The 13471-nt window shown below is 71.7% G+C and carries 14 protein-coding genes; 10 read left to right on the forward strand and 4 right to left on the reverse strand.

Going from position 1 to position 13471, the window contains the following annotated elements; all coding sequences use genetic code 11:
• Positions 1 to 411: 411 nt before the first annotated feature.
• Together AB0D74_RS36585 and AB0D74_RS36590 are read left to right on the forward strand one after the other, a co-directional pair.
• Positions 412 to 978 (forward strand): HAD family hydrolase, encoded by a 567-nt coding sequence (locus AB0D74_RS36585; protein ID WP_362596525.1) that lies wholly within the window; start codon positions 412 to 414, stop codon positions 976 to 978.
• Between the two features lie 119 nt (positions 979 to 1097).
• Complete coding sequence (locus AB0D74_RS36590) at positions 1098 to 1805, forward strand: SDR family oxidoreductase (RefSeq protein WP_362596527.1); 708 nt, start codon at positions 1098 to 1100, stop codon at positions 1803 to 1805.
• A 96-nt stretch (positions 1806 to 1901) separates the two neighbouring features.
• Here the strand turns inward: AB0D74_RS36590 and AB0D74_RS36595 are convergent, their stop codons facing one another.
• From AB0D74_RS36595 to AB0D74_RS36610, 4 genes are read right to left on the reverse strand one after another with little or no spacing between them, the layout of a single operon-like run.
• Positions 1902 to 2669 (reverse strand): acyl-CoA dehydrogenase family protein, encoded by a 768-nt coding sequence (locus tag AB0D74_RS36595; protein WP_362596529.1) that lies wholly within the window; start codon positions 2667 to 2669, stop codon positions 1902 to 1904.
• 2 nt (positions 2670 to 2671) lie between these two features.
• Positions 2672 to 3781 carry an acyl-CoA dehydrogenase family protein gene (locus tag AB0D74_RS36600; protein WP_362596531.1) on the reverse strand — a complete coding sequence of 370 codons (1110 nt, stop codon included), beginning with the start codon at positions 3779 to 3781 and terminating at the stop codon, positions 2672 to 2674.
• Positions 3778 to 4203 (reverse strand): nuclear transport factor 2 family protein, encoded by a 426-nt coding sequence (locus tag AB0D74_RS36605; RefSeq protein ID WP_362596533.1) that lies wholly within the window; start codon positions 4201 to 4203, stop codon positions 3778 to 3780. Before AB0D74_RS36605 ends, AB0D74_RS36600 begins: the two co-directional genes overlap by 4 nt.
• A complete protein-coding gene (locus AB0D74_RS36610) occupies positions 4193 to 4765 on the reverse strand; it encodes a carboxymuconolactone decarboxylase family protein (RefSeq protein ID WP_362596535.1) in 573 nt (190 codons plus the stop codon). Before AB0D74_RS36610 ends, AB0D74_RS36605 begins: the two co-directional genes overlap by 11 nt.
• A gap of 276 nt (positions 4766 to 5041) precedes the next feature.
• Between AB0D74_RS36610 and AB0D74_RS36615 the strand changes: the two genes are divergently transcribed.
• From AB0D74_RS36615 to AB0D74_RS36650, 8 genes are read left to right on the forward strand one after another with little or no spacing between them, the layout of a single operon-like run.
• Positions 5042 to 6496 carry an aldehyde dehydrogenase family protein gene (locus AB0D74_RS36615; protein WP_362596537.1) on the forward strand — a complete coding sequence of 485 codons (1455 nt, stop codon included), beginning with the start codon at positions 5042 to 5044 and terminating at the stop codon, positions 6494 to 6496.
• A gap of 46 nt (positions 6497 to 6542) precedes the next feature.
• On the forward strand, positions 6543 to 7931 hold the full coding sequence (locus AB0D74_RS36620) for an ABC transporter substrate-binding protein (RefSeq protein ID WP_362596539.1): 1389 nt from the start codon (positions 6543 to 6545) through the stop codon (positions 7929 to 7931).
• Positions 7932 to 7943: 12 nt separating this feature from the next.
• A complete protein-coding gene (locus AB0D74_RS36625) occupies positions 7944 to 10055 on the forward strand; it encodes an ABC transporter permease (RefSeq protein WP_362596541.1) in 2112 nt (703 codons plus the stop codon).
• Positions 10036 to 10746, forward strand: coding sequence for an ABC transporter ATP-binding protein (locus AB0D74_RS36630; RefSeq protein ID WP_362596543.1), 711 nt, complete (start codon positions 10036 to 10038; stop codon positions 10744 to 10746). Before AB0D74_RS36625 ends, AB0D74_RS36630 begins: the two co-directional genes overlap by 20 nt.
• Positions 10743 to 11450, forward strand: a complete 708-nt coding sequence (locus AB0D74_RS36635; protein WP_362596545.1) for an ABC transporter ATP-binding protein — start codon at positions 10743 to 10745, stop codon at positions 11448 to 11450. Before AB0D74_RS36630 ends, AB0D74_RS36635 begins: the two co-directional genes overlap by 4 nt.
• Entirely contained in the window at positions 11447 to 11842 is a 396-nt protein-coding gene (locus tag AB0D74_RS36640; RefSeq protein ID WP_362596547.1) for a hypothetical protein, read from the forward strand. Before AB0D74_RS36635 ends, AB0D74_RS36640 begins: the two co-directional genes overlap by 4 nt.
• Positions 11808 to 12125: a hypothetical protein gene (locus AB0D74_RS36645; RefSeq protein ID WP_362596549.1), complete on the forward strand. Its 318-nt coding sequence runs from the start codon at positions 11808 to 11810 to the stop codon at positions 12123 to 12125. Before AB0D74_RS36640 ends, AB0D74_RS36645 begins: the two co-directional genes overlap by 35 nt.
• Before the next feature lie 37 nt (positions 12126 to 12162).
• On the forward strand, positions 12163 to 13461 hold the full coding sequence (locus tag AB0D74_RS36650) for an amidohydrolase family protein (protein ID WP_362596551.1): 1299 nt from the start codon (positions 12163 to 12165) through the stop codon (positions 13459 to 13461).
• Positions 13462 to 13471: the final 10 nt, after the last annotated feature.

Consider the following 13471-nt stretch of genomic DNA (forward strand, 5'->3'; position numbering starts at 1 on the left):
GCTGCTGCGCAGGCCCGCGTCCCAAAGATCGCTGCACAGAGCCGAGGGTCGGTGAAGGTACGGCTCCAGCCTGCGTCGGGCACGCGATGGGACACAGGCCCCACACACCCGCCACGCCAACTTGCCTGGCCGCCAGCCGGGTTAGGCAAGGAGCAGGGTTGCTTGGACGTGTGGCAGAGCCCTGATCAGGGACGAGGTAGGAAAGAAGGGATCCCGAGGTCGGCAGAGCGGCCCGGTTGCTCAGACCTCAGAGCCTGCTTCCGTTTCTCGCGCAGGAACTGCTTTGTGAGGTCGATGCCTTCGATCTCACCCAGCTGGCTTCGACACTTTTCGATGGCCCCGGACGACAGCGTGACTTGGCCCCACCTCGGCGAGCGGGCGAGGCTGGATCCGGCGGGTTGTGGGAGTTGGGTGTCTGTGCAGCGGTTGGCACTGTTTGATTTGGATGACACCCTGGTCGACCGGCAACTCGCATTTTCTGCGTGGGCCTCGGAGTTCGCTGACGAGCACGACCTCGGAGACACGGCGCCGCGTTGGCTGATCGCCGCGGACAGGCTGGGAGCCGGGCCCCGGGATCAGTTCTTTCGCGACGTGCGGGAACACTTCGCACTGACGCAGGCGGCTGAGGAGCTGTGGGCTGCCTTCCGCGTCCGGATGCCGGATCTTGTCCGGTGTGACCCGCAGGTGCTTGAAGGTGTGTCGCAGTTGCGGGCGTCGGGCTGGCGGGTGGGCATCGTCAGCAACGGCATGGCCGACAACCAGCTCATGAAGATCGAGCGGACCGGGCTGGGCGAGCGGGTTGACGCCTGCTGTGTCTCCGGCGACGTCGGCATCCGCAAACCGGATGTCCGGATCTTCCGACTGGCCGCTGAACGGTGTGGTCGGGACCTGGCCGACGGCGGATGGATGATCGGCGACAATCCCGACCACGACATCGCGGGCGGCCGGGCGACTGGATTGCGGACTAACCCGAGCTAGCAGGTCACAGCCGATTCGGCCTCAGTAAGCCCAGGTCAGGGAGGTGCGTCGGTGGTACCGGCAGTCCCAGGAAGAAGGATCTGCTGGCTGACCCGGCGGCCGGGGCGCAGGGTGGAGACATGACGACAACACTGATCACCGGAGCCAACAAGGGCATCGGCTACGAGACCGCCCGCCAGCTCATCGCCGCAGGTCACACCGTGTACGTGGGAGCCCGGGACGCCGAGCGCGGACGCCGGGCCGCGGAGGAGCTGGGCGCCCGGTTCGTCCTGCTCGACGTCACCGACGACGCCTCCGTCGAGGCCGCGGCCAAGACCGTCGCGGCCGACGGCGGACTCGACGTCCTGATCAACAACGCCGGGATCGAGAGCAGGACCCCGGACAACAGCGTGCCCACGGCCGAGACCGTCACCGCCGACCAGATGCGCACCACCTTCGAGACCAACGTCTTCGGTGTGGTCCGCGTCCTGCACGCCTTCCTGCCCCTGCTCCAGCACTCGGCCGCGCCGGTCGTGGTCAACGTCAGCAGCGGTCTGGCCTCGCTGACGGCCCTGTCCGACCCCGACCACCCCGCGCACTTCTACCCCGGCATCGCCTACCCGACGTCCAAGACGGCCGTCAACATGCTCACTGTGCAGTTCGCGAAGGCGTTCCCGGCCCTGCGGATCAACTCCGTCGAGCCCGGCTTCACCAAGACGGACCTGAACGGCAACACGGGTACCCAGACCGTCGAGCAGGGCGCCGAGGTCATCGTGCGGATGGCGCAGATCGGCCCGGACGGCCCGACCGGCGGCTACTTCGACGTCAACGGACGACTGCCCTGGTGAACCGCGACCGACGGGGCGGCCGATGCGGTGACGTGCGTCCGGCCGGGGCGCCTGCTTCGGTGAACCGCGACCGGCCCGGGCCGACGCCCCGGTGAGTCACAGCTGGACCAGCCGGGGCGCGGTGCCGCGCGAGCGCACCAGCGCCCCGGCCTCACGCGTCAACTCCCGGGCGCTGCCCAGGAGTCCGTCCAGGACGACGGCCCGGCGGACGTGCCGGTGGAGCGGGTGCTCGGCGGTGAACCCGATCCCGCCCAGCACCTGCTGGCAGTGCCGGGCCGCGGTCAGCGCCGCCTGCCCGGCCGCAGCCTTGGCCAGCAGCGCGCCCAGGTCGTCCTCGGCCGCCGCGAGGACGGCCTCGGCGCCCTCCAGCGCCACCAGGGTCTCCGCGAGCCGGTGCCGTACCGCCTGGAACGCGGCGAGCGGGCGGCCGAACTGGACCCGGTCCAAGGCGTGCCCCCGGGTGAGCGCCAGCATGGCGTGGCCGGTGCCGAGCAGCCACCAGCCGACCGCCCGCCGACCGACGGCGAGCGGGACGGGATCGCCGGTGGGCGCTGTGACCGGCCGCAGGGGGAGTTCCTCGTCCAGTCCGGCGTCTGCCGTACCGGCTCCGTACTCCCACACCACCCACCGGCCGCCTGCGTACGGCAGCGTCGCCGAGCCCACCACGTCCGTGAGCGCCGAGGCATGCGCCCCCGTCTCGCCCAGCAGCCGGAACACCGTCGCGACGGCCGGACCCGGGAACTCGGCCAGCAGCTCGCGCCAGCCCAGCCCGGCCAGCGCCGTGTCCAGGGCGGGGCCTGGGGCGGTGGTCGTCATCGTCTTGCGGAGCGTCTGCGTCAGCAGCTCCAGCTCGGCGGGGTCCACGGTCACTCCCTCCCCAGGTCGAGCAGCCGGCGAGCGATGATGTTGCGCTGGATCTCGGCGGTGCCGCCGTACAGGGTGGCCGCCTTCGCGTAGAGGTACTCCGACCGCCAGGGCGAGTCGGTCAGTTCCAGGACCCCGGGCAGCAAGTCCCGTACCGTCTCGAAAAGTTGCTGCTCGGCGGTGGCCAGCAGCACCTTGTCGACCGAGGTCTCCGGGCCGAGCCGGGCGCCCGCGGCGAGCCGCTGCTGGGTGGCGTGGGAGCGGCAGCGGACGGTGTGCAGGCCCAGGTAGGCGGCGCCCAGGGCCGAGTCGTCCGCGTCGTCCGTCGCGTCGGTCTCGGCCAGGAGGCGGTCGAGGCGGGTGTAGAGGTGGGCGACCCGGTGCCAGAAGCAGGTGGAACGCTCGTGCGGGAGCAGGTCCATCGCGAGCCGCCAGCCGTCGCCGGGGCGGCCCAGCATCCGGTCGGCGGGCACGACGACCTCGTCGAAGAAGACCTCGGCGAACTCGTCGACGCCGTGCATCGTGCGCAACGGCCGCACGGTGATGCCGGGGGTGTTCATGTCGACGAAGAACGCGGTGATGCCGTCGTGGCCGGGGGCCGTGCGGGTGAGCAGGACGCACCGTGCCGCGTACTGGGCGAGGCTCGTCCACACCTTCTGCCCGCTGATCACCCAGACGTCGTCCCGGGGCACGGCCCGGGTGGTCAGCGAGGCCAGGTCGCTGCCCGAGCCCGGCTCGGAGAAGCCCTGGCACCACTGCTCCCGGCCGCTCAGCAGCAACGGAACCATGTCCGCGGCCAGTTCGGGGCGGGCGTAGGAGACGAGGGTGGGGGTGAGGACCTCGACCATCGAGTAGATACCGGGCTCGGCGAGGCCGCGGGTGGCGACCTCCTCGCCCAGCACCGCCCGCAGGACCGCCGGTCCGCCGAGGCCGCCGACCTCCTCCGGCCAGCCGTACCGCATCCAGCCCGCGTCGAACAGGGCCCGGCGGACCCGCGCCAGCTGGGCGACCTGCGCGTCCAGGGAGTGGTCGGGGCCGGGCGTGAGGTCGTGCTCGTCCAGCCAGGCGCGCAGGGCGGTGCGGAACTCCGCCGCCGTGGTGAACGCGCTCATACCGCCGGGCGCCCGAACGCGTGCGGGCGCCCCGAGTCGTGGGCGCCGCTGCGCCGGATGAAGGTCATGGCCCGGGTGCGCAGCCGCCAGCCGTCGGCGGTGCGGACATAGGTGTCGTTGTAGTAGCCGATGCGCATCTCGTGCGTGGTCTGCTCGACGAAGCAGAGCGGCTGGGTGCCGGTCGCCGTGTCTCCCGACAGCGCGACGGCGGGCGTGCCGGTGAGGAACAGCCCCTTGGGAGCCGCCGCGACGAGCGCGGGGAACTCCGCGAGGGGGTAGGTGTCGCCGAACGCGCTGTAGGTGCCGTCGGGGGTGAAGACCGCGAGCAGCCCGTCCAGGTCGCCCCGGGTGATGGTCACCGCGTAGCGGGCGAGGAGCTGCTGGATCTCGACGAGGTCGGCGGTGGTCTCGTCAGTGGTCACGGGCCCGCCTCCTTTCCGCACGCTCGCGCGCGTCGTGTTCGGGCCGGATGCCGAAGGTGTTGAAGGCCGTCGCCATGAGGGCGTACGTCCCGACGGTGAACACCAGGTCCATCAGCTGGCGTTCGTCGAGGTGCTCCGCGAGCGCGGCCCAGGTGCCGTCGGACATGTCCGAGCCGTCCTCCAGTTCGTCGACGGCCCGGAGCACCGTGCTCTCCAGCGGATCGTCCGCCTTGCCCTGGCCCGCGGCCTCGATCTCGGCCTCGGTGAGACCGCACTGCTGGGCGGCGAGGACGTGGTGGGCCCACTCGTACGCGCAGTCCCGGCGCCGCGCGACCCGCAGGACGACCAGCTCGCGCAGCCGCTCCGGGAGGGTGGAGCCGACCAGGAGGTACGTGCTGTACGGGAGGAAGGCCGCGGTCAGGTCGGGGTGCCGGACGAGCGTGGACATCGCGTTGCCGGCCGCCTCGGCGTTCCGCATGCGCCGGGGGAGCAGGGCGGCGAGCACCTCACGGGTCCGGTCGTCCCACTGGTCGTCCGGCAGCGGAGGCAGACGAGGCGGCATGCGGGCTCCCTCGGCAGAGTCTTCCGAGAATGGGATTCTCGGATGCGAGTTTCAGATTTTCACCCGCGCCACGGCGGCGTCAACCGTCGGGCGCGGCTCTTCGGGCCCGGCGGTCGCCGCTCCTCCGCGCTGACCGGGCATGATTCCTCCCGGTCCCGTGTGATTGCCCAATTCTCCTGTGCGGATGGTTGCTTCTCATCTAACGAGAAGCTACTTTCCACCGCAGGCAGGGCCAAGGCAGGCAGGACCTGTGACACCCAGAAGAGATGGGGAGCCGTGAGTCTTTTCCATGAGGACCGGCTGTTGATCGACGGACGGCTGGTGCGCGCGGAGCGCACGTTCGAGACCGTCGATCCGTCCACCGGGAAGGTGCTGGGGACGGCATCCGACGCGGACACCGGTCATGTCGAGGCGGCGGTGACGGCCGCCCGCCGCGCGTTCGACACCACCGACTGGATGCGCGACCGCGAGCTGCGGCTGCGCTGCCTGCGCAGCCTGTACGACGCGTTGCACACGCACCGTGAGGAACTGCGCGACCTGACCATCGCCGAGGTGGGCGCACCCCGCGCCCTCACCCACGGACCCCAGCTCGACGAACCGATCGAGATGGTCAAGTACTACGCGGATCTCCTCGAACACCACCCCTTCCGCGAGGAGTTGCCCGTCCTGGAGAGCCGGGGGCGTCGGCACCGCCGCTGGATCGAGAAGGAGGCCGCCGGAGTCGTCGCGGCCATCCTGCCGTACAACTTCCCCAACCAGCTGGCCCTCGCCAAGCTCGCCCCCGCGCTCGCCGCGGGCTGCACGGTCGTCCTCAAAGGCGCACCGGACACCCCGTGGACGACCCTGGCGCTCGGCCGGATCATCGCCGAGGAGACCGGCATCCCGCCGGGTGTCGTCAACGTCCTGACCTCGTCGGGACCCGAGACCGGCGCACTGCTCACCACCCACCCCGGCATCGACATGATCACCTTCACCGGGTCGACCCCGGTCGGCAAGGCGATCATGGCCGCCGCCTCCGCCACCCTGAAGCGGGTCTTCCTGGAGCTCGGCGGCAAGTCCGCGATGATCCTGCTCGACGACGCCGACCTCGCCAACGCGGCCATGTTCGCCGCCTTCACCATCTGCTCGCACTCCGGCCAGGGCTGCGCCCTCACCTCACGCCTGCTGGTCCCGCGTGAGCGGCACGACGAGATCGTCGGCCTGGTCGCCGCCATGCTCGGCAAGGTCAGGTACGGCGACCCGGCCGACCCCAAGACCCACATGGGCCCCCTGATCAGCGAGAAGCAGCGGGCCAAGGTGCACGGCATGGTCGAGCGGGCCGTCGCCGCCGGCGCCCGCCTGGTGACCGGCGGCCGTCCCGTCGACGGGGAGGGCTTCTTCTACGAGCCCACCCTGCTCGCGGGCGTCGACCCGGCCGCCGAGATCGCCCAGGAGGAGGTCTTCGGACCGGTGCTCGCCGTTATCGCCTACGACGACGAGGACGACGCCGTCCGGATCGCCAACGACTCGGTGTACGGGCTGTCCGGCGCGGTGCTCGGCGCCGACGCCGAGCGGGCGACCGCCGTGGCCCGCCGGATCCGCAGCGGCACTTTCAGTATCAACGGCGGCAACTACTTCGCCGCCGACGCCCCGTTCGGCGGGTTCAAGCAGTCCGGCATCGGCCGGGAGATGGGCGTCGCGGGCCTCGAGGAGTTCCTCGAGCTCAAGACCTTCGCCGTGCCGGCCGACTGACCGGCGGCACGCAGCAGCCCGGGGAACACCACCGAGGAGGAACCCCGTGAGAGTCCAGGCAATCCCCGTCGCCCTCGCGGCGGCAGCGCTGTTCGCCGTCGCCGGATGCGGCGGCCACGACAGCGCCGGCACGTCGGGCGACGGCGACGCCACCCCCACCAAGGCCGCCCAGCAGGCCGCGGGCGGCGACTTCGGCGACCTGAAGAACGTCTGCGGACCCGGCGACGCCAAGAGCGCGCCCACCCAGGGCGTCACCGCCGACACCATCAAGCTCGGCGTCTTCTCCGACGTCGGCTTCACCAAGAACTCCGAATTCGTGGACGCCGCGGAGGTGTTCACCTCCTGGTGCAACGCGGCCGGCGGCATCGACGGCCGCAAGCTCGTCGCCACCACCCGCGACTCCAAGCTGATGGAGGTCCGCCAGCGGATGCTGGAGGCCTGCCAGTCGGACTTCGCGCTCGTCGGCGGCGGCGCGGCGCTGGACGCCCTCGGCGTGCAGGACCGGCTCAAGTGCCTGCTGCCCGACTTCCCCGCCCAGGTCAGCCAGATCCAGAACCAGGGCTCCGACCTCCAGCTCAACGAGACGGGCGGCGCGTCCTACGACCGCTACCCCGGCTACTACCAGTGGCTGCTCAAGACCGCCTACCCCAAGTCGGCGGGCGCCGTCGGCACCATCGCGGGCGACGCCGCGGTCAGCAAGGTCATCGACGCCCGCGCCCAGGAGAGCCTCAAGGCCTCCGGCGCGAAGATCACCTACCACGACCTGTACCCGGCCGCCGGGGTCTCCGACTGGACGCCCTACGCCCAGGCCATCAAGAGCAAGGGCGTCAAGGGCCTGGTGTTCCTCGGGGACTTCGCGAGCCTCGCCAAGCTGGAGCAGATCCTCACCGGTATGGACTACAAGCTCGACTGGATCGACGCCAACAACAACGCCTACGGCGCGCCCTTCATCCAACTCGCCGGCAAGTCCCTGGACTACCAGAACAACTTCGCCGACCTCAGTGGCGTCTATCCGCTGGAGAAGGCCGCCGACAACCCCGCGACCGGGCAACTCGTCTCCCTCTACAAGAAGTACGCGCCGAACGCGCAGCCCACCATGCCCGGCGTCCGCGGCTTCGCGGCCTGGCTGCTGTTCGCCAAGGCGGCTTCCTCCTGCGGCGACCAGCTGACGCGCACCTGTGTCTACAACGCGGCCCGCAAGGAGAGCGCGTGGACCGGCGGCGGACTGCTGGCTCCCGTCGACCTGTCCCAGGCCGACGCCCCGCTGGAGTGCTTCAACGTCGAGAAGGCCACGTCCAAGGGCTGGCAGCCCGCGGACTTCGCGCCGAACACCGGGGCCTACCGCTGCGACGCGCCCACCTACAAGTTCAAGGGCGCCTACGGCAAGCCCCTCACCCTCGCCGACGTCGGCAAGAGCATGAGCGATGTGAAGTAGAGGCTGAAGCAGATGGAGCAGTTCCTCACCTTCGGGATCGTCGGCCTGAGCACCGCGGCGATCTATGCGGTGATCGGCAGCGGCCTGGTGCTCACCTACGTCACCACCGGCGTGTTCAACTTCGCGCACGGGGCGGCGGGCATGCTGGCGGCGTTCTGCTACTGGCAGTTCACCGTCGGCTGGGGCTGGCCCGTGCCGGTGGCCCTGGTGGCGGTGCTCCTGGTGCTGGCGCCCGGGTTCGGCCTCGCCGTCGAACGGGTCCTGATGCGGCCCGTGCAACGGCTCGGCGAGGCCGAACGCCTGGTGATGACGGTGGCGCTGCTCAGCGGCGCCATCGCCGCCGCCCGCTGGATCTGGGACCCCAACGTCCCCCGCCCGCTGACGGTGTTCTTCGCCGACGAGAAGCCCCTGCACCTCGGCCCGGCCACCCTCACCTGGCACCAGGCGCTCACCATGGCCGTAGCGGTGGCGGTCGCCGTCGCCCTGTGGTTCCTGCTGACCCGCACGCGCACCGGCGCCGAGATGCGGGCCACCGTCGACGACCGCGCCCTCGTCCGGCTCACCGGCGCCGACCCGGTCAGGGCCGGCCGCGTCGCCTGGATCCTCGGCACCCAACTGGCCGCGATCGGCGGCATCCTGATCGCCCCGACCGTCGCTCTGGACGCCTCCCAGCTCTCCCTCCTGATCGTCAGCGCCTACACCGCCGCCGTCTTCGGCCGGCTGCGCAGCCTGCCGCTCACCTTCGCCGGCGCGGTCGTCGTCGGCTGCATGGAGAGCTACCTCACCGGCTACCTCCCGCAGAACCCGTACCTGCCCGGCCTGCGGCTGGCCGCCCCCGCGCTACTCCTCTTCCTCGCCCTGCTCCTCTTCCGCCATCCCCGACTGCGCCACCGCGACCGTCGGCTGGTCCAGGTCCCGGCGCCCGGCCTGCGCGGCACCGCCGTCTTCGCCGCCGCCACCGTCGCGTTCGCGGTGGTCCTGGCCACGGTGCTGGACGAGGCCGACCTCGTCACCTACGGACCGATCTTCTCGCTCGGCGTCGTCGCCCTGTCCTACGTCCCGCTCGCCGGGTACGCCGGGCAGATCTCCCTGTGCCAGCTGAGCATGGCCGGCATCGGCGCCGTCGTCTGGGGACACCTCGGCGCGCACGGCGAACTGTGGGCGCTGGCCGCCGCGATCGCCGTCGCCGGGGCCGCCGGGGCGCTGATCGCGGTGCCCGCGCTGCGGTTCTCCGGCGTGTACCTGGCGCTGGGAACGGCGGCGTTCGCGGTGATCCTCGACCGGTGGATCTTCACCTTGCCCGCCTTCCACCTCCTCGGTCTGCGCATCTCGCTCTTCGACCAGGGCTCGGTGGACATGAGCGGGCCCGACCTGTTCGGATGGCATCTCGACTCCGCCGCCGACCTGACCGTCCTCGCCGCCGTCTGCCTCGGCCTCGCCTCCCTCGCGGTCGCGTGGCTGCGCCGCGGCGGCTTCGGACGGCGCCTGATCGCCCTGCGGGACAGCGAGGCGGCGTACGCGACCCTCGGCGGCAACCTGCTGCTGACCAAGGTCGCCGTGTTCGCCCTGTCGTCGGGCATCGCCGGACTCGGCGGCGCCCTCTACGGCATGCAGCAACGCGCCATCACCGCCGAGCAGTTCAACCTCGTCGCCGGACTGCCGATCTTCCTCGTCGCCGTCATCGGCGGCCTCGGCGCGGTCGGCACCGGCCTGTTCACCGGCACCGCCTACCTCGGCCCCAACATCCTGACCGGCATGGCCTCCTGGACGCAGAACATCGTCGCCCTGCTGCCCGCCCTGGCGGGAATGGGGCTCGGGCACAGCCCCGAGGGGATCGTGGCCAGGTTCCGTCGCCAGTGGGGGCCCCTCGGCCGGGACCCGGCCGCCCTGCCCGTCCTGCTCGGCGCCCTGGCCCTGGGCTGGGTGCTGCGGCTGACCGGCGCGATCGACGGCTGGACGTTCCTGACCGGTTCGCTGGTCGTGGGGTTCGCGCTGCGCGCCTGGGCCGCCGCCCGCAGGCAGCCGGAGACCGGGCAGGACGTCCCGGTCGAGTGGTGGGGCGTACGCCGCGCCTGGCGTCCCGAGGACGGGGAGGTGCTGGTCCGTGCCACTGCTGGACGTTAGCGGCGTCACCGTCGCCTTCGGCGGCAACCGCGCCCTGGACGGGGTCGCCATGAGCGCCGACCGCGGCCGGATCACCGGCCTGATCGGGCCCAACGGGGCCGGAAAGAGCACCCTGTTCGACGTCGTCTCCGGACTGCGCCGGCCCTCGGCGGGCCGGGTCGCCCTCGACGGCCGGGACGTCACCCGCCTCGGCCCCGCCCGCCGCTGCCGGCACGGACTGGCCCGCACCTTCCAACGCCTCGAACTCTTCGGCCGGTTGAGCGTCCGCGACAACCTCCTCGTCGCCGCGGAACTCGGCCCCGGACGACGGCGGGCGGCACCCCTGGCCGACGAACTGCTCGACCGGCTCGGCCTGACCGGCATCGCCGACACCCGCGCCGACAACCTCCCCACCGGCGTCGCCCGCCTGGTCGAGGTCGGCCGCGCCCTGGCCGTACGCCCCGCGCTGCTGCTCCTCGACGAGCCCGCCGCCGGGCAGGACGGCGAGGAGACCGACCGGTTCGCCGACCTGCTGCGCTCGATCGCCGCCGACGGCACCGCCGTCGTCCTGGTCGAGCACGACATGGGGCTGGTCATGGGCGTCTGCGACGAGGTGTACGTACTCGACCTCGGCAAGGTCATCGCCGTAGGACCGCCCGAGGTGATCCGCAACGACGAGACGGTGCTCGCGGCCTACCTGGGGGACGTGTGAACGCTCTGCTCGAACTGCGCGCCGTGCGCGCCGCCCACGAGGGCATCACCGTCCTGCACGGCGTCGACCTGAGCGTCGGCGCCGGGCAGGTCGTCGCGCTGCTCGGCCCGAACGGCGCCGGAAAGACCACCACGCTGCACGTCGCCGCCGGACTGCACCCGCCGCTCTCCGGGCAACTCCTGCTCGGCGGGCGGGAGATGACCGGCGCCGACCCCCGCGACCTGGCCCGGGCCGGGGTCTGCCTCATCCCCGAGGGACGCGGGGTCTTCCCCAGCCTCTCGGTCCGCGACAACCTCCTCATGATGACCTTCACCGGCCGCACCCGCGCGGAGATCGAGGAGATCGCCTACGCCCGCTTCCCCGCCCTCGGCAGACGGCCGGGCCAGGCGGCGGGGACGCTCTCCGGCGGCGAACAGCAGATGCTCGCCCTCGCCCGGGGCCTGGCCACCGACCCGGCCGTGCTGCTTCTCGACGAACTCTCCATGGGACTCGCCCCGCTGGTCGTCTCCCGGCTCTACGAACAGGTCGCCGAGATCGCCCGGCAGGGCGTCGCCGTCCTGGTCGTCGAGCAGTTCGCCGCCGCGGTCCTCGGCATCGCCGACCACGCCGCCGTCCTCGTACGTGGCCGCATCGAACGCCAGGGCCGCCCCGACGGCGGGCTGCGCGACGAACTGTCCGCCCTCTACCTCGGGAGCTCCGCATGACACCCACCGAGCCGCCCACCGACTCCCGTGCGGACCGCTTCGTCCGCGAGCTGGCCGACCTCCGGATCCCCGACCCGGCCGCAGCCCGCGCGGGTCTCTGGCTGCGCCTGGGCGCAGCCCTGATGGCCGTCGGCCTGGTCCTCGCGGTGTCGGCGTACTTCGTCTCGCACAACACCCAGAACCCGCTGGACCAGCGCGACGCCCTCGCCCTCGGCCTCGGCGGCATCGCCGGGACGGTCGTCGGCGCCGCGCTGTTCCTGCGCTACTCGCTCACCGGCTTCCTGCGGTTCTGGATGGCCCGCCAGTCCTACGACCTCGCCGTGCTCGCCGACCGCCTGTCCGAAAGGGACCCGCACCATGACCTCACCAGCACCGACGCTGCGCCCCGGTGACCAGCTCGCCAGCACGGTGTGCACCACCCGGGTCGTCGTGGTCCGCGCCCCGGCCGCCGGACAGCCCGCCCTGACCTGCGGCGGCGCCCCCATGGTCCCCGCATCCACCGCACCGCCCCCGCCCGCCGCCACCGGCGACCCCGTCACCCTCCTCGGCAAGCGCTACACCGACGCCGACGACACCCTCGAACTGCTCTGCACCAGCCCCGGCACCGGCGAACTCGCCTGCGCGGGCGTCCCCATGACCCTCAAGGCCGCCAAACCCCTCCCCGCCTCGGACTGACCCGCACCCACCGGCTTCACAGCGAAAGGGACCTCGCATGAACAAGGACGACCTGATCCTCATCAGCGTCGACGACCACGTCATCGAGCCGCCGGACATCTTCGTGAACCACCTCCCGAAGCGGTACCTGGACGACGCCCCCAAACTCGTCCACCGCGAGGACGGCAGCGACGTGTGGCAGTTCCGCGACAACACCGTCGGAAACGCCGCCCTCAACGCCGTCGCCGGACGTCCCAAGGAGGAGTACGGCCTCGACCCGCAGGGCATGGACGAGATCCGCCCCGGCTGCTACGACGTCCACGAACGCGTCAAGGACATGAACGCCGGCGGTGTCCTCGCCCAGATGAACTTCCCGTCCTTCCCCGGCTTCTCGGCCCGCATGTTCGCCACCGAGGACTCCGACTTCTCCCTCGCCCTCGTCCGCGCCTACAACGACTGGCACATCGACGAGTGGTGCGGCTCCTACCCCGGCCGCTTCATCCCGATGGCCCTGCCCGCCATCTGGGACGCCGAACTCTGCGCGGGCGAACTGCGCCGGGTCGCCGCCAAGGGCTGCCACTCGATGACCTTCCCCGAGAACCCGGCCGCCCTCGGCTACCCCAGCTTCCACGACCCCTACTGGAACCCGGTGTGGCAGGCCGCCTGTGACACGAACACCGTCCTGTCGGTGCACATCGGCTCCTCCGGGCGCCTCGCCATCCCGGCCGTCGACTCACCGCCCGACGTGATGATCACCCTCCAGCCGATCAACCTCGTCCAGGCCGCCGCCGACCTGCTCTGGTCGCGCACCCTCAAGGACTTCCCGGACCTGAAGATCGCGCTCTCCGAGGGCGGCACCGGCTGGATCCCCTACTTCCTGGAGCGGGTCGACCGCACCTTCGAGATGCACGCCGCGTGGACCCTCCAGGACTTCGGCGGCAAGCTGCCCTCCGAGGTCTTCCGCGAGCACTTCCTGACCTGCTTCATCACCGACAAGCTCGGCGTGAAGCTGCGGCACGACATCGGCATCGACAACATCTGCTGGGAGGGCGACTACCCGCACAGCGACTCCCTGTGGCCCGACGCCCCCGAGCAACTGCACGGCGTCCTCACCGAGTTCGCCGTCCCGGACGCGGACACCGTGAAGATCACCCACGAGAACGCCATGCGCTGGTACTCCTTCGACCCGTTCGCGCACATCCCCCGTGAACAGGCCACCGTCGGCGCCCTGCGCAGGGCCGCAGCGGGCCACGACGTCAGCATCCGGGCCCGCAGCCGCCAGCTGAAGGAACCCGTCGACAAGCTGGAGGCCTTCCGCGCCCGGGCCCGCGCGGCCGTAGCGGCGGCGAGCAAGTAGTGGCGAACGG

This window comes from Streptomyces sp. NPDC048278 (genome assembly GCF_040652195.1).
GTDB lineage: Bacteria > Actinomycetota > Actinomycetes > Streptomycetales > Streptomycetaceae > Streptomyces.

Bases quoted from the DNA above. Each gene is read 5' to 3' on its own strand.
- AB0D74_RS36650 (WP_362596551.1), top strand. From the start codon at position 12,163: ATGAACAAGGACGACCTGATCCTCATCAGCGTCGACGACCACGTCATC.
- AB0D74_RS36600 (WP_362596531.1), bottom strand. From the start codon at position 3,781: ATGAGCGCGTTCACCACGGCGGCGGAGTTCCGCACCGCCCTGCGCGCC.
- AB0D74_RS36640 (WP_362596547.1), top strand. From the start codon at position 11,447: ATGACACCCACCGAGCCGCCCACCGACTCCCGTGCGGACCGCTTCGTC.
- AB0D74_RS36625 (WP_362596541.1), top strand. From the start codon at position 7,944: ATGGAGCAGTTCCTCACCTTCGGGATCGTCGGCCTGAGCACCGCGGCG.
- AB0D74_RS36610 (WP_362596535.1), bottom strand. From the start codon at position 4,765: ATGCCGCCTCGTCTGCCTCCGCTGCCGGACGACCAGTGGGACGACCGG.
- AB0D74_RS36645 (WP_362596549.1), top strand. From the start codon at position 11,808: ATGACCTCACCAGCACCGACGCTGCGCCCCGGTGACCAGCTCGCCAGC.
- AB0D74_RS36590 (WP_362596527.1), top strand. From the start codon at position 1,098: ATGACGACAACACTGATCACCGGAGCCAACAAGGGCATCGGCTACGAG.